14 protein-coding genes are annotated in these 15117 nt (G+C 61.2%); 10 read left to right on the top strand and 4 right to left on the bottom strand.

The window, feature by feature from the left end; genetic code table 11:
• Position 1 precedes the first annotated feature (1 nt).
• From K5K95_RS28510 to K5K95_RS28555, 10 genes are all read left to right on the top strand, one after another.
• Positions 2-781: an enoyl-CoA hydratase-related protein gene (locus K5K95_RS28510; protein ID WP_222587181.1), complete on the top strand. Its 780-nt coding sequence runs from the start codon at positions 2-4 to the stop codon at positions 779-781.
• Between the two features lies 1 nt (position 782).
• Positions 783-1988, top strand: coding sequence for a CaiB/BaiF CoA transferase family protein (locus K5K95_RS28515; RefSeq protein ID WP_222587182.1), 1206 nt, complete (start codon positions 783-785; stop codon positions 1986-1988).
• A 158-nt stretch (positions 1989-2146) separates the two neighbouring features.
• Positions 2147-3190, top strand: coding sequence for a TRAP transporter substrate-binding protein (locus K5K95_RS28520; protein ID WP_090184975.1), 1044 nt, complete (start codon positions 2147-2149; stop codon positions 3188-3190).
• 15 nt (positions 3191-3205) lie between these two features.
• Positions 3206-5104 carry a TRAP transporter large permease subunit gene (locus K5K95_RS28525; protein ID WP_222587183.1) on the top strand — a complete coding sequence of 633 codons (1899 nt, stop codon included), beginning with the start codon at positions 3206-3208 and terminating at the stop codon, positions 5102-5104.
• 40 nt (positions 5105-5144) lie between these two features.
• Positions 5145-5603 (top strand): thioesterase family protein, encoded by a 459-nt coding sequence (locus K5K95_RS28530; protein WP_222587184.1) that lies wholly within the window; start codon positions 5145-5147, stop codon positions 5601-5603.
• A gap of 15 nt (positions 5604-5618) precedes the next feature.
• On the top strand, positions 5619-6578 hold the full coding sequence (locus tag K5K95_RS28535) for an amidohydrolase family protein (RefSeq protein ID WP_222587185.1): 960 nt from the start codon (positions 5619-5621) through the stop codon (positions 6576-6578).
• Positions 6571-7512, top strand: coding sequence for an amidohydrolase family protein (locus K5K95_RS28540; protein WP_261398092.1), 942 nt, complete (start codon positions 6571-6573; stop codon positions 7510-7512). The genes K5K95_RS28535 and K5K95_RS28540 overlap by 8 nt, the downstream gene beginning before the upstream one ends.
• A 30-nt stretch (positions 7513-7542) precedes the next feature.
• Entirely contained in the window at positions 7543-9120 is a 1578-nt protein-coding gene (locus K5K95_RS28545; RefSeq protein WP_222587187.1) for an aldehyde dehydrogenase (NADP(+)), read from the top strand.
• A 131-nt stretch (positions 9121-9251) separates the two neighbouring features.
• Positions 9252-9824 (top strand): PPC domain-containing DNA-binding protein, encoded by a 573-nt coding sequence (locus K5K95_RS28550; RefSeq protein ID WP_222587188.1) that lies wholly within the window; start codon positions 9252-9254, stop codon positions 9822-9824.
• A 99-nt stretch (positions 9825-9923) separates the two neighbouring features.
• Positions 9924-11231 (top strand): OprD family porin, encoded by a 1308-nt coding sequence (locus K5K95_RS28555; RefSeq protein ID WP_222587189.1) that lies wholly within the window; start codon positions 9924-9926, stop codon positions 11229-11231.
• 53 nt (positions 11232-11284) lie between these two features.
• Here K5K95_RS28555 and K5K95_RS28560 read toward each other — a convergent pair whose 3' ends face one another.
• The 4 genes from K5K95_RS28560 to K5K95_RS28575 all read right to left on the bottom strand — a co-directional run bounded on the left by K5K95_RS28560 (position 11285) and on the right by K5K95_RS28575 (position 15101).
• On the bottom strand, positions 11285-12724 hold the full coding sequence (locus K5K95_RS28560) for an ArnT family glycosyltransferase (RefSeq protein ID WP_222587190.1): 1440 nt from the start codon (positions 12722-12724) through the stop codon (positions 11285-11287).
• A 267-nt stretch (positions 12725-12991) separates the two neighbouring features.
• Positions 12992-13639 (bottom strand): amino acid ABC transporter permease, encoded by a 648-nt coding sequence (locus K5K95_RS28565; protein WP_222587191.1) that lies wholly within the window; start codon positions 13637-13639, stop codon positions 12992-12994.
• A gap of 1 nt (position 13640) precedes the next feature.
• Entirely contained in the window at positions 13641-14321 is a 681-nt protein-coding gene (locus tag K5K95_RS28570) for an amino acid ABC transporter permease (protein WP_222587192.1), read from the bottom strand.
• A 3-nt stretch (positions 14322-14324) separates the two neighbouring features.
• Positions 14325-15101 (bottom strand): amino acid ABC transporter ATP-binding protein, encoded by a 777-nt coding sequence (locus tag K5K95_RS28575; protein WP_222587193.1) that lies wholly within the window; start codon positions 15099-15101, stop codon positions 14325-14327.
• Positions 15102-15117: the final 16 nt, after the last annotated feature.

Genomic DNA, 15117 nt, shown 5'->3' on the forward strand with positions numbered 1-15117 from the left:
CATGAAGCCCACCGTCCTTATCGACCGGCAAGACACCCTTGCCATTGTCACCCTCAGTCATCCGGGAAAAATGAACGCCCTGACCTTGTCCATGTGGCGGGACCTGGGTGACGTCATGACCGAGTTGTCCGCCGATACCAGCTTGCGCTGCGTGGTGTTGCGCGGTGCTGGCGAGCAAGCGTTTGCCGCCGGCGCCGATGTCGGTGAGTTTCCCGCTGTGCGCGCCGATCAGGCGCAAGCCCGGGTCTATGCCGACGTCACTTCCAGGGCCATGCGCGCGGTTACCGACTGCTCTCACCCGGTGATCGCGATGATCCACGGCGTGTGCGTCGGCGGCGGCCTGGAAATCGCCGCACTGTGCGATCTGCGCATCTGCGGCACCTCCAGCCGCTTCGGCGCACCGGTCGGCAAGCTGGGGCTGGTCATGTCCTATGACGAAATGGCCGGTCTGGTGGCATTGGCCGGACGTTCGACCACCCTCGAAATCCTTCTCGAAGGGCGGATTCTCGACGCCAACGACGCCTACGTGAAACACCTCGTGACCCGCGTCGTCGCTGACAGCGAGGTCGAGTCCGAAACCCTAGCCACCGCCAGGCGTATCGCCAATGGCGCGCCCCTCGTCGCCCGCTGGCATCGCCAGGCCGCACGCCAGCTTGAGGCCGGCATCGCGCCCACCGCCGAGCAGATCGACGGCAGCTACAGCTGCTACGACACCGACGATTTTCAGATCGGCCTGAACGCTTTCATCGCGAAAGCCAAACCACAATTCAAGGGGAAATAACATGGGACCGCTGACAGGAATGCGCGTGGTAGAACTGGCTCACATCATGTCCGGCCCGGTGTGCGGGATGATGCTGGCCGACATGGGCGCCGACGTGGTGAAGGTCGAGAAAGTCCCGGACGGTGACGACTCGCGCCGCTTCTCGCCGATCATGGCCAGCGGTGAATCCGCTTCGTTCATGGTGGTCAACCGCAACAAGCGCGGCATTGGCCTGAACCTGAAAACCGAGGGCGGGCGCGACGTGTTACGCCGCCTGCTGATGGACGCCGATGTGGTCACGGAAAACTACCGCGCCGGCACCATGGAGAAATTCGGCCTCGGTTACGACACCTTGAAAACCCTCAATCCGGGGCTGATCTACTGCGCGATTTCCGGTTACGGCCGCAGCGGGCCGTTCGGCGAGAAAGGCGGTTTCGACCTGATCGCCCAAGGCATGAGCGGCATGATGAGCATGACCGGTGAAGCCGGGCGTGAGCCGGTCAAGGCCGGTTCGCCGGTGGCCGACATCAACTCCGGCATCCTCGCCGCTCTCGGCATCTGCGCGGCCTACGCGGCCAAACAGAAAACCGGTCTTGGACAGATGGTCGACACCTCGCTGTTCGAAGCCGGCCTGCAACAGATGTACTGGCCGGCGGCGGCGTATTTCGCCGATGGCACCATCCTGCCGAAGATGGGATCGGCCAACTCCACCAGCGCGCCGTATCAGGTGTTCCGCACCGCCGACGGCTGGATCAACATTGGCGCCGCCAACCAGGCCAACTACGAACGACTGGTCGAAGCGCTCGCCGTGCCGCAACTCAAAGCCGACCCGCGCTTCGCCAGCAACGCGCTGCGCATGGAGCATCGCCTGGCCCTGGTGGAAATCCTCAACGAAGTGCTGGTTGCGCGCACCACGGATGAATGGATGGTGCTGTTCGACAGTCTCGGCCTGCCTGCCGGGCCTGTGTTGGACATCGCGGCGGCACTGGCGCACCCGCAAACCAAGGCCCGCGGCATGGTCGTCGAGACCGAACACCCTACCGAAGGCCGGGTGCGCGGCATGGGCCTGCCGATTCACTTCTCCGACATGGACAACGCCGCGCCACCGACCAGCCGCCCTGCTCCACTGCTGGGCGAACACACCCGTGAAGTGCTGAAGGAAAGTGGTTTCTCGGAAACCGAAATCGCTGAACTGATTCGATCCCAAGCCGTGGTGGCACTGGCGTAACGCAACACCTGTGGGAGCGGGCTTGCTCGCGAATGCGGTGTGTCAGTCACCATCAACATCGGCTAACACACCGCATTCGCGAGCAAGCCCGCTCCCACAGGGGAAAGTGTCGATCCGCAGTTTTTTTGAACAACAACAAAAACAAGAAGGTGAACATCATGAGCCGTATCTTGACCGAGGCCGTCAGCCGCCGATCATTTCTAGTGTCTGCCGGCGTCACCGTGGGCGGTGCATTCGCCGCCAACCTGCTGCCTTCCAGCGTCTTCGCCGCGACCAAACCGATTGTGTTGCGCTATACCAGCAGCCTGCCCGACACCCATCCGCTGAATAAACAGATGAAGGCCGCGTCCGAAGCCATCAAGGCCGAAACCAACGGCGCCGTGGACCTGCAGGTGTACGCCAACGGCGCCATGGGCGGCGACACCGACATGCTGTCCCAGGTGCGTGCCGGCGCCATCGACTTCATTCCGCTGCCAGGCGCGATTCTCTCCACGCTGGTGCCGGCCATGTCGATTGAAAGCATGCCGTTTGCTTTCAAGGACTACGACAGTGTCTGGGCCGCGCTGGACGGCAAGCTGGGCGAGCACGTACGGGCCAAGACCGAGAAAGTCGGTTTGATCCCGATGGAGAAAGTCTGGAACAACGGCTTCCGCCAGATCACCAGTTCGACGCGACCGATCAACACCCCACAAGACCTCGCCGGTTTCAAACTGCGCGTGTTGGTCAGCCCGTTGTGGACCTCGATGTTCAGCGCCCTTGGCGCCTCACCGACCGGCATCAGCATCAACGAGACCTACTCGGCGTTGCAGACCAAAGTCGTCGACGGCCAGGAAAACCCATTGGTGGTGGTCGAGTCCGCGCGCTTCTATGAAGTGCAGAAATACTGCTCCTTGACCGACCACATCTGGGGTGGCTTCTGGATCGTCGCCTCGGGCAAGACCTTTCCGAAACTGCCGGCGGACGTACAGGAAATCGTCTCCCGGCAAATCAACGCCGCCGCGCTGGTGCAGCGCCAGCAGGTCATTGACCTCAACGCCAGCCTGGAACCGTCCCTGACCGCCCACGGCATCACCTTCAACAAAGTCGACCGTTCGTTGTTCCGGGCTGACCTGCAATCCAAAGGTTTCTACACCCAATGGAAGGAAAAGTACGGCCCCGAAGCCTGGAGCTTGCTCGAGCAGTACGCGGGTCAACTGTCCTAAGCCGGAGACAAAGTCATGAAAAGCCAACTACCAATGACGGATGTTTCTCCCGCTGAAGGACTCAGCCCACACCAGGCCACATTTCGTCTGGGCCGCGCACTCGATACCGGGCTGCGCTGGCTGACTGAAGGCAGCGCGGCGTTGCTGGTGGTGATCGAAGTCACTTTGCTGTTTTGCAATGTGTTCTCCCGTTACGTGCTCAATCAACCCATCGTCTGGGGTGATGAACTGGCCTCGCTGCTGTTTCTGTGGCTGGCGATGCTCGGTTCGGTGGTGGCGATGCGGCGCGGCGAGCACATGCGCCTGACCTCGTTCATCGGGCGCTTGCCGCTTGAGAAACGCGCTTTCGTCGACACCTTGGGCGCGGTGATCGTCATCACGTTCATCGGCTTGCTGTTCACGCCGGCCTGGGAATACGTCAGCGACGAATGGATCATCACCACGGCGGCCCTGGAAATTCCCAACGCCTTTCGCGTGTCGGCCATCGCGGTCGGCCTGAGCCTGATGCTGATGACTTGCGTCGCGCGGCTACTGACCAGTGCGCGGCTGATCGATTTCTCGGTGTCCGTGGCGATGCTGGCCTCGCTGGCCGGGTTGTTGTGGGTCGCTGAAGGCCCCCTGCTGCTGATGGGCAACTGGAACCTGGTGGTGTTCTTCATGATCGGTGTCATGGCCATGATCGTCATCGGCGTGCCGATCATGGTCGCCTTTGGCCTGGCGACCGTGGCGTACCTGTCGACCATGACCAGCACGCCGCTGACCCTGGTGGTCGGGCGGATGGACGAAGGCATGGCGAGCCTGATTCTGCTGGCCATTCCGTTGTTCGTGTTCCTGGGTGCGTTGATCGAAGCGATGGGCATGGCTCGCGCAATGATCCACTTCCTCTGCTCGCTGATCGGCCATGTCCGTGGCGGTCTGTCTTATGTGCTGATCGGCGCGATCTACCTGATCTCCGGCATTTCCGGCTCCAAGGCTGCCGACATGGCGGCCATCGCCCCGGCGCTATTTCCGGAAATGAAGAAACGCGGCGAGGATGAAAACGAACTGGTGGCGATGCTCAATGCCTCTGGCGCGATGTCGGAAACCATTCCGCCGAGCCTGGTTCTGATCACCATCGGTTCGGTGACCGGAGTGTCGATTTCGGCCCTGTTCACCGGAGGATTCATGCCGGCAGTGGTGGGCGCCATCGCGATGGCGGCAGTGATCTGGTGGAAAAACCGCAAAGGCGAGGTCACCACCGGTAAACGCGCCTCGGCCAAGGAAATCGGGCATGCGCTGCTGATCGCGTTGCCTGCGCTGGCGTTGCCGTTCGTGATCCGCACCGCTGTGGTCGAAGGGGTTGCCACCGCCACCGAAGTCGCCGCCATCGGCGTGGCCTACACCTTTATCGTCGGGTTGCTGTGCTACCGCTGCTTTGACTGGCGTCGGCTGTACCCGATCCTGGTCAGCACCGCATCGCTGTCCGGCGCGATCCTGATCATCATCGGCAGCGCGACCGCGATGGCCTGGGCGTTGACCCAATCGGGCTTCTCCCATCAATTGGCGCAAGTGATGTCGACCGTGCCCGGTGGCGCGCTGGGTTTCCTCATCATCTCCGCCGTGGCGTTCATCCTCCTGGGCAGCTTTCTGGAAGGCATCCCGGCCATCGTGTTGTTCGGACCGCTGCTGTTTCCGATTGCCAAGGCCATGGGCATCAACGACGTGCATTACGCAATGGTCGCGATCTTCGCCATGGGCCTGGGCTTGTTCGCCCCACCGTTTGGCGTGGGCTTCTATGCCGCGTGCGCCATCGCCAAGGTCGACCCCAGCGGCGCCATGCGTCGAGTCTGGCCGTACCTGGGCGCGCTCGTTGTCGCCCTCGGGGTGCTGATCGCCGTGCCATGGATTTCCATCGGTTTCCTGCCCGCCACCTGAATCACTCTTTGACTGACAGCACTCAAATACGAGGTTTCTCATGAATTTCTCCACGCTCGAAGCAGGCACCGCCACCGAACGCAAACTGATCGTCGACAAGGAACGCACCATCTCGTTTCTGGGTGAAGACTTGCGCATCTACGCCACGCCTCGCCTGGTGAACGACATCGAACAGACGTGCCTGGACTACCTGCTGACTTTCCTCGATGACGGCGAAAACACCGTCGGGGCCGCGGTCGATATCCGCCATGTCGGCGCCACGCTGCTGGGCATGTCGGTCAGCATCGTCGCCACGGTCACCCGCATCGAGGGGCGCAGCGTCACGTTCAACGTCGAGGTGCGCGATGACGTCGAACTGGTCGCGACGGCGGCCCATACCCGCGTTGTGGTGAACGTCGCCAAACTGCGCAGCCGCGTCCAGGCCAAGGCGGATGCGGCCGCCGCCGGTGAAATCGAAGACGGCGTGCTCAGCCCTTCCCAATTCGCCGCCTCGCGCTGAACAAGGGCCCACGTCATGATCACGCTGCACGAACGCAATGGCCTGCCCAACCTTGCGCCCGAGGATGCACTGCCGATTGTCGATGCTCACCACCACCTGTGGGATTTGGGCAACGGTCGTTATCCGTGGCTGCAGGACGAGTATCACGAGGATTTTTTCCTCGGCGACTATCACAGCCTTTGCCGTGATTTCCTGCCGGAAGACTTTCTCGCCCTGACCGCAAGACAACGGTTGGTGGGCACCGTGCATGTCGAAGCCGAACGGGCCCGCGATGAGCAGGTGGCCGAGACACGCTGGCTGGAACAGGTGAATGCCCGTTACGGCTTCCCGAATGCCATCGTCGCCCATGCCTGGTTCGACCGTGAGGACAGCGCGGAGATTCTTGCGGTCCAGGCCGCCAGGCCGCTGGTCAAAGGCATTCGCTCCAAACCCATCACGTCGACATCGCCCGAGGTGTCGATTGCGGGCGCCAAGGGCACCATGCAGGACCCGAAATGGCTGGAAGGCTTTGCACGCCTGGCCGATCACGACCTGTCGTGGGATTTGCGCGTGCCGCCGTGGCATCTGGTGGAGGCCGCTGAAGTGGCGGCGATGTTTCCGCAGATTCGCATCGCGCTCAATCACACCGGTTTTGCCTGGGATCGCAGCCCGCAAGGCATGGCCCGTTGGCGCAAAGGCCTGGAAGCCCTGGCCCAGCAGTCCAATGTGCACATCAAGCTCTCGGAGTTCGGGTTGAAAGACTCGCCCTGGCACTACGACGACAACCGGATCGTGGTGCTGACCGCGCTGGAGATCTTCGGCCCCGAGCGCTGCATGTTCGCCAGCAACTTCCCGGTCGCCGGATTGCGCGCGTCCTACGACACGATAGCCAACGGCATGGCCGCGATGCTTGCTCCCCTGGGCCGGGCCGAGCAGGAAGCGGTGTTCGCCGGCAATGCACGTCGTTTTTATCGTCTGGAGGAACAGCATGGATAACCGTGCACGTTTTCTGGCCAGTGGCGAAGATGCCGACTTGCCCATCGTCGACGCTCACCAGCATTACTTCGACATCGAACACCATTACTACCCGTGGCTGAATGACCGGCCGTTGCGGCCCTTTCGCTACGGCGATTACTCGTCGATCTGCCGCAATTTTCTGCCCCAGGACTATCGCCGGCTGACGGGCCGCCATCGCATCGTGCAGACGGTCGTTATCGAAGGTGAATGGGACCCCGCGACGCCCGCCGATGAGGTGAGGTTCGTCGAGTCGCTGGCACAAGACGAACCCACCCTGGCGGCAATGGTCGCGCAGGCCTGGCTCGATCGTGAAGACGCTTCGCAGCTCTTGCGCCAATACGCTGACCATCCGCTGGTGCGCGGCGTGCGCCACAAACCGGCGGTAACAAGCCTTGAAGTTTGGCGCGAAAATTTCGTCGCGCCAGGTTCGATGCGCGATCCGCGCTGGCGCGAGGCTTACGCCCAACTGGCCGAAAATGGCCTGCACTTCGAGTTGCAGGCGCCCTGGTGGCATCTGGCGGAAGCCGCCGAGCTGGCCAGGGATTTCCCGGACGTGACTATCGTGGTCAATCACACGGCGCTGCCGGCGGATCGTTCGGAAGAAGGTTTGGCTGGCTGGCGGAAAAACCTCGCCTTGCTGGCGCGGGAGCCGAATGTCGCGCTGAAGATTTCCGGCATCTGCATGCCGGGCAAGGCGTGGCCCGTGGAGGCGAACCGGGTTGTGGTCAACGATGCGATTTCCATATTCGACGTCAGCCGCTGCGCATTTGCCAGCAATTACCCGGTGGACGGCGTTGTCAACGGCATGAGCGAGATCTTCGACGGTTTCAAAATGATTACCCGCGACCGTTCCCCAAACGATCGGCTCGCCCTGTTTCATGACAACGCCCGGCTCATTTACCGGCTTGCTTGACCCTCATTGAACAGCCCTTCAGGAGTTCCCATGTTTGAAGTTTCAGGCCACAACTACATCGCTGGCGCGCGTTCCGCACAAGGTTCGACCACCTTGCAAAGTCACGACGCGCGCACCGGCGAAGCACTGCCGTATCACTTCCATCAGGCGACCGTGGATGAAGTGAACGCGGCCGCAGAAGCAGCGGCCACGGCTTACCCGGCATTTCGTCAGCTGTCGGCCGCACGCCGCGCTCAGTTTCTGGACGCGATTGCCACCGAGCTCGAGGCGCTGGACGACACGTTTATCGCCCTGGTGTGCCAGGAAACCGCCCTGCCCGCCGGTCGCATTCAAGGTGAGCGCGCCCGCACCAGCGGCCAGATGCGCCTGTTCGCCACGATGCTGCGTCGCGGTGACTTCTATGGTGCGCGCATCGACCGTGCATTGCCGGACCGCCAACCATTGCCGCGTCCCGATTTGCGCCAATACCGCACCGGACTCGGCCCGGTCGCGGTGTTTGGCGCCAGCAACTTCCCGCTGGCCTTCTCGACCGCCGGCGGCGACACCGCCTCGGCCCTCGCGGCAGGTTGCCCGGTGGTGTTCAAGGCCCACAGCGGCCACATGGCCACCGCCGATTACGTCGCCGATGCAATCACCCGTGCCGCGCGCAAGACCGGCATGCCGGAAGGCGTTTTCAGTCTGCTGTACGGCAGCGTCGGTGAGGCACTGGTCAAGCATCCGGCGATCCAGGCCGTCGGTTTCACCGGTTCGTTGCGCGGTGGTCGGGCCTTGTGTGACATGGCGGCGGCACGCCCTCAACCGATCCCGGTATTTGCCGAAATGAGCAGCATCAACCCGGTGGTGTTGATGCCCAACGCACTCAAGACGCGCGGTGACAAAATCGCGGCAGAGCTGAGCGCTTCCGTGGTCCTGGGTGCCGGTCAGTTCTGCACCAATCCCGGTCTGGTGCTGGGCATTCATTCTCCCGAATTCAGTGCTTTCCTCGAACGCTTCAGCGCTTTGATGAGCGAACAGCCGGCGCAAACCATGCTCAACAGCGGCGCGCTGAAAAGCTATTGCCACGGCCTCGACAACTTGCGCGCTCACCCCGGCATCACGCACCTGGCCGGCGCTGCGCAACAGGGCAATCAGGCGCAGCCGCAAGTGTTCAAGGCCGACGTCAGCCTGCTGATCAACGGTGACGAGTTGCTTCAGGAAGAAGTCTTCGGCCCGACCACCCTGATCGTCGAAGTCGCCGATCACGCCGAACTGCTCCAGGCCCTGCACGGTTTGCGCGGCCAGTTGACTGCGACGCTGATGGTCGAGGATTCGGACGCCGCGACCCTGGGCGACATCCTGCCGCTGCTGGAAGAGAAAGTCGGACGTGTGCTGTTCAACGGCTATCCGACTGGCGTGGAAGTCTGCGATGCGATGGTCCACGGCGGTCCTTACCCGGCTACATCGGATTCGCGCGGCACCTCGGTCGGGACGCTGGCAATCGACCGCTTCCTGCGCCCCGTGTGTTACCAGAACTGCCCCGACAGTTTGTTGCCGGACGCCCTGAAGAATGCCAACCCGCTGAGCATTGCCCGACTGGTTGACGGCGTCAGTTGTCGTGATGCGCTGTAAGTCGCGCAAACCCGACTTCAACTAACACCGACGGATAACAACAACTCCCGCGCCTGTTGAACAACAGGCGTCGGATTCGCTCGTCCTGAAAACCGCTTCACCCCCACAACAACAAAAACAGAGGAAGTCTCATGCACGTTCAACTTCACCCGAAACACCGCGTTTGCAAATTGATGCTGGCCGTGGCCGCCGCCGTGATGATCAACACCACAGGCATGCAACTGGCCGCTGCCGAAACCACTCCCGCCGCGACGACAGCCCCCATGCAATGTGCCACTGAAGCGACACCGCGTTACACCAAGACTCCCACCGGCTACCTCATGGTCCTGCGCATGGGCGACAACGCCTTCAAGGAACTGACCAAGCTGGCCATCGCCGAGAAGATCCCCAGCGCCTCGATCACCGGTATCGGTTTCGGCAATGTGAAGTTCGGTTTCTGGAACAAGGACAAGAAAGACTTCGACGCCAAGACCTTGAACAGTGTCGAGATGGCGAGCATCACCGGCTCAGTGGCGTGGAAGAACGATCAACCTTCGATCCATATGCACGGCGTCGCTGGCGATGCCACGTTCCAGGCATACGGCGGCCACATCCTCGACTTCGAGGTCACCACCGGCTCGATGGAAATCACCGTGATCGTCCATCAGCGTCGTCTGGAACGCGGCATTGACCCGTGCATCGGCGCCAACGTGCTGGGTATTTAACTCAAGTTTCACGCTCCCGCAGGCCGTTTGTCTTGCCGGCATTCGCGACGGCGGGAGCCACCCTCCCCCTATTCAAACTACAAAAAAAGGGCGATTTCGATGAGCAATAAAACCACGGCGGTAACGATTGCACTGGGCGCCATTGCGCTGAGCACCCAGGCGCACGCCGACTTCCTGAGTGACAGTAAAGCCACCTTGGGACTGAGGAATTTCTATTTCAACAACGACAACCGCGACGGCACGGCCGCGCCTTCGAAAACCGAGGAATGGGCGCAGGGCTTCATGCTCGATTACAAGTCGGGCTACACCGATGGCACGGTCGGTTTTGGCGTTGATGCTTTGGGCTTGATGGGGGTCACGCTGGACAGTGGCAAAGGACGACATGTCGGCAGTTCGATGATTCCTTCGGACAGCGACAACCGCGCCGTCGACGAGTGGAGCCGGCTGGGGTTGACCGGCAAGGTCAAGGTCTCGAAAACCGAATTGCGCCTGGGCACGCTGATGCCGAAGTTGCCGATCCTGGTATCCAACGACGGCCGCCTGCTGCCGCAGACCTTTGAAGGGGGCCAGATCACCTCGGGCGAGTTCAAGGATTTGACCTTCACCGGCGGGCGAATCGAACACGCCACCGGTCGCGGCTCAACCGACCAGACGGGCTTGGCCGCCACCGGCGGCACCCGTGAAAGCAATGCGTTCGACTTCGCCGGCGGCGACTGGAAAATCACCAAGGACCTGACCGCGCAGTATTACTACGCCAACCTGGACAACTACTACACCCAGCAGTTTTTCGGCCTGATCCACACACTGACGATCTCGGAAGGACAGTCGCTGAAAACCGACTTGCGCTACTTCAAGACCGATTCCTCAGGCAAAAACAGCTCGGGCACCTCGGGCTACAGAATCAGCGGCTTCACCGAAGGCAATGATGGCGAGATCGACAATAAAACCTGGAGCGCCGCGCTGATTTACACCCAGGGTGGCCACGGCATCACCGCCGGCTATCAAAGCGTTTCCAGTGGCAGCAACTTCACGCAGCTCAATCAGGGCAACCTGGCCGACAAAGGCGCTGGCGGCAGCAGTCTTTACCTGTACACCGACCGCCTGATTCAAACCTTCACCCGCGCGGGCGAACGCACCGCCTTCGGTCAATACGCCTATGACTTCGCGGCGATGGGCGTGCCCGGACTGAAAGCGTCCGTCATCTACCTGAGTGGGGACGATATCAAGACGACCTCGGGGGACTCCCAGAAGGAATGGGAGCGCGACTTTGCCCTGGACTATGTGATTCAGTCCGGTTCGCTTAAAGGAGTCGGTTTTGGATGGCGCAACGGCAAGTCCAACAGCGAAGCGACGCGTGACCAGGATCAGAATCGCCTGATCGTGAGCTACAGCATTCCCTTGCTGTAGAGCTACTGGAAGGTTGCAAGAGATCAGCGCTGAGTGTTCGTCAGCGCTGTTTTTTATTGCCCGACGAAGTAGTAATCCTGTTTCCCGACCGTCATGGATTTGAGCACTTTCAAGGGCTCGGGCGGTTCGGCATTGGCAGCCATGACCGCCACGTTGGAGGGCGAAGCCTTCAGAAACTCATGCAACTGCGCCTCGGTATCCAGTCCTTTGAGCACGCGGTGGGTATAGAACACGCTGGCGCCGCCCAGGCGTTCGTTGGCTTGATACAGCGCGACTTGCTGACCGTTGGCTTGCAGGGTCCGTATCTGCTCGGTCAGTGGCAGGAACGACAATGTGCGGTCGGCGTGGGGTAGCGCCCATTGTGCGGCGCCGAGGTAGCCGCCGATCACCACCGCCAGCGTGACAAACGCGACGCTGCAGCGATGGCGGGTAACGCTGGCTGCCAGGTTGGAAACGTTTTGCCGAGCCTTCAGTTTTGCGTAAAGGACGCTCGCGTACTCGGCGGCGATGACGGCCGCCGCCGGCGTCAGCGACATCAGGTAGACCGTGCGTTTACTTGAAGCCAGCGTCAGCATGACGAACTGCGCCAGTATCCATAGGGTGAAGAACAACAGGTAACGATTTGCCATCAGGCTTTTGCGGAAATGCCACAACCCCAGGTACACCAGAATGTTCCAGGGCAAAAACGCCTCGGGCAGTTTGGCCAGGTAGTAGTAGAACGGTTCGTAATGACCGGCTTCCTCGAAGGAGCCACTGAAGCGTCCGACGCTGTTGGTCAACAGCACTTGCGTCACGGCCTGGGTGCCGCCGCGTTGATACAGCAGCGCCAGCCAGATCATCAAGGGCAACAATCCCAGCAGTGTCAGCAGGCCCGGACGTAGCCAGTGCGAGGGGTACAGGCGCTTGTCCATCAGGCTTTCGGCCAGCAAAAAGGCGAAGATCACCACCCCTGGCATCGCCAGTCCCAGGATGCCTTTGCTCAAGGTGGCGATGGCGATGCCCAGGGCAAACAACAACGCGTTGCCGGGACTCGATTGTCGATGTCCCTGGAAGAATGCCAGCAGCGCCAGCGTCACGCCGAGGGCGAGCAGCGCGTCTTCGCCGACGCCACGCACATTGCTCCAGTAACTGGCCATGGTCGCCAACAGCAATGCTGCGGTCCAGGCCAGGGCTGTTGGCCGGCCGAAGCGTCGCAGCATCGCGAACAACAGCATCACGCTGAGCAAACCGGCACAGGCCGAGGTCAGGCGTACCGCCCACGGCGTGCCGCCGAATGCGCCGATCGCCCCGGCGTCGAGCCACAGGCTCAGGGGTGGTTTTTCCAGGAAGGGTTCGCCGAACAGACGGGGTGTCACCCAGTCGTTGTCCAGGTGCATCTCCATGGCAATGCCGGCGACCCGCGCCTCGGTGGAACCTTGCAGTTGGTGATTGCCCAGGGCGAAGAAAAACAGCAGCGCGGCGAGCAAGAACAGTGAGGAAGTAGAGCGCGACATGGGCTTTCGGAGACCGGGAGGGAGTGCTGACCCCGAGCATACGAAGCGAATCCTTAACAAAACGTGAACGAGGCGTGAAAGCTTAGGAAAGTTGTCTTGCCCGGTACTGATCAGGGTCTAAATAGACCTTGCTGACCAGACGCTCCAGCAACCGGGCGCCGCGTTCGTTGCCGGAGATGGTTACCGGGAAGGCGAGTTCTTTTTCATGAAGATCAAGAGCGTCTTTCCCGGCAATCCATGAAGAACCTGTTTTTTGGGGATGTTCGATCAGTGTCGCGTCTTGCGCTCCAGCAATCGCACGCCCAGGGACAGCGGATAACACAGCGCAAAATAAATCGCGCCGACGAGGATGTAGATCTCCAGCGGCATGAAGTACACGGAACTCAAGTCCTGAGCCCGCAACATCAAGTCCGGTGCCGCGATCAGCGAGGCCACCGAAGTGTCCTTCAACAGCGAGATCGCGACGTTGCCGATCGGCGCCAGCACGATCCGAATGGCCTGGGGCAACACGACCCAGCGCAACACCTTCAGATGAGGCATGCCAATCGCCTTCGCCGCTTCCACCTGCCCCTTGGGCACCGCCTCCAGACCCGAGCGGTAGATTTCCGACAAATAAGCCGCCGCATTCAATCCCAACCCGATCATCGCCGCCTGGAACGAACTGAACTGAACGCCGATTTCGGTCAGGCTGAAATAGACGATGAACAGTTGCACCAGCGCCGGGGTGCCGCGAAATACCTCGATGTAGATCAGCGCCGCACGGCGCAATGGCCGGCTGTTTGACAAACGTGCCAGCGCCACCAGCAAACCGACGATCAAGCCGATGACCAGTGCCCCGAACGCCAACTGGAGCGTGGCCCAGGCCGCGGCCAGCAATTCGACATGGGTTGCTTCCCACAACTCGCCATAACCCATATCAGTTCTCCTTGACCACTTTGAGACGGCGTTCGGTACGGGCCGCCCAGTGGGACAGCACCAGGCTCAACACCAGGTAAATGGTCGCCAACAAAAAGTAAATCAGGTTGGTCTGGTAGGTTTCGCTGACCAGCATCCGCGCCTTGAACGTCAACTCCGGCACCGCCGCAGCCGAGGCCAGCGAAGTGTCCTTGAGCAAACCGATGGCGAAGTTGGCCATCCCCGGGATCGCCACCTTGAACGCCTGGGGCAGCACGATGATGCGCATCGCCAGGGAACGGGTCATGCCGATGGAATACGCCGCTTCGCTTTGCCCCCGATCGATGGTGCGGATGCTCGAACGGAACACTTCCGACAGAATCGCCGCGCCGTTGAGACCAAAACCAATGATCGCTGCGCCAATCGCCGGCAAGGTGATGCCGATGTAGGTCAGCCCGAAGTACAGGATGAACAGCTGGGTGAGGATCGGTACGTTGCGAAAAATCTCCAGGTAGACGCTCGCCACCAGGCTTAACACCCGGCTGCGGGAAAGACGCATCAACGCCAGGCAAAATCCCAACAACGTGGCCACCACAAACGCTGCCGCCGTCAGGCCGATCGTCGTCACTGCACCGAGGCCCAGCACATTCAAAAAGTACGGGAGCATGTCGATGGCTTTGTGCAGGGCAATGGAATCGAACATCGATCAATGCTCCTGCACGGCACGAATGAAGGAGCGGGTGCGTTCGATCTGGCTCTCGCGAAAGATCTGCCGGGGCGGTCCCTGTTCGACGATGTTGCCGTCGGCCATGAAGATCACTTGATCGGAGACGCTTTCAGCGAAGTGCATTTCGTGGGTCACGATAATCATCGTCATGCCCTCCTCCGCCAGCTTGCGCATGACCCCCAGCACTTCACCCACCAGCTCCGGGTCGAGCGCCGAGGTGGCTTCGTCGAACAACATCAACTTGGGCCGCATCGCCAATGCCCGGGCGATGGCGATGCGTTGCTGTTGTCCGCCCGAAAGCTGTTCCGGAAACACGTCGCGCTTGGCGAACATGCCCACCTTGTTCAGCAGGTCCTCGGCCAGTTCAACGGCTTCGGCGCGGCTGCGCTGTTGCACCTTGAGCGGGCCGAGGATGATGTTTTCCAGCACCGACAGGTGTGGAAACAGGTTGAAGCGCTGGAACACCATGCCGATTTCGGTGCGCATGCGCGCCAGCTCCTTGTCGCTCATGGGCACTTTGCGGGTGCCCACCAGTCGCTGGCCGATCAGTTCGTTATCGATGTAAATGTCGCCTTTGGTCGGCTCTTCCAGGTAATTGACGCACCGCAGCAATGTGGTCTTGCCCGACCCGCTGGGGCCGATCAGCGAGATCTTCTGACCTTGCTGCACGCTGAGGTCGATACCTTTGAGCACGTCCAGGTTGCCGAAGGACTTGTAGAGTCCCTCGATGCGCACCAGTGGGGTTGATTCAGCCATGAGCTATATCCTCGAC

The sequence above is a fragment of the Pseudomonas sp. DR48 genome, from assembly GCF_019823085.1.
Classification (GTDB): Bacteria; Pseudomonadota; Gammaproteobacteria; order Pseudomonadales; family Pseudomonadaceae; genus Aquipseudomonas.

Coding starts and splice junctions, on each gene's coding strand:
- K5K95_RS28510 (WP_222587181.1), top strand. CDS start 2: ATGAAGCCCACCGTCCTTATCGACCGGCAAGACACCCTTGCCATTGTC.
- K5K95_RS28515 (WP_222587182.1), top strand. CDS start 783: ATGGGACCGCTGACAGGAATGCGCGTGGTAGAACTGGCTCACATCATG.
- K5K95_RS28520 (WP_090184975.1), top strand. CDS start 2,147: ATGAGCCGTATCTTGACCGAGGCCGTCAGCCGCCGATCATTTCTAGTG.
- K5K95_RS28525 (WP_222587183.1), top strand. CDS start 3,206: ATGAAAAGCCAACTACCAATGACGGATGTTTCTCCCGCTGAAGGACTC.
- K5K95_RS28530 (WP_222587184.1), top strand. CDS start 5,145: ATGAATTTCTCCACGCTCGAAGCAGGCACCGCCACCGAACGCAAACTG.
- K5K95_RS28535 (WP_222587185.1), top strand. CDS start 5,619: ATGATCACGCTGCACGAACGCAATGGCCTGCCCAACCTTGCGCCCGAG.
- K5K95_RS28540 (WP_261398092.1), top strand. CDS start 6,571: ATGGATAACCGTGCACGTTTTCTGGCCAGTGGCGAAGATGCCGACTTG.
- K5K95_RS28545 (WP_222587187.1), top strand. CDS start 7,543: ATGTTTGAAGTTTCAGGCCACAACTACATCGCTGGCGCGCGTTCCGCA.
- K5K95_RS28550 (WP_222587188.1), top strand. CDS start 9,252: ATGCACGTTCAACTTCACCCGAAACACCGCGTTTGCAAATTGATGCTG.
- K5K95_RS28555 (WP_222587189.1), top strand. CDS start 9,924: ATGAGCAATAAAACCACGGCGGTAACGATTGCACTGGGCGCCATTGCG.
- K5K95_RS28560 (WP_222587190.1), bottom strand. CDS start 12,724: ATGTCGCGCTCTACTTCCTCACTGTTCTTGCTCGCCGCGCTGCTGTTT.
- K5K95_RS28565 (WP_222587191.1), bottom strand. CDS start 13,639: ATGGGTTATGGCGAGTTGTGGGAAGCAACCCATGTCGAATTGCTGGCC.
- K5K95_RS28570 (WP_222587192.1), bottom strand. CDS start 14,321: ATGTTCGATTCCATTGCCCTGCACAAAGCCATCGACATGCTCCCGTAC.
- K5K95_RS28575 (WP_222587193.1), bottom strand. CDS start 15,101: ATGGCTGAATCAACCCCACTGGTGCGCATCGAGGGACTCTACAAGTCC.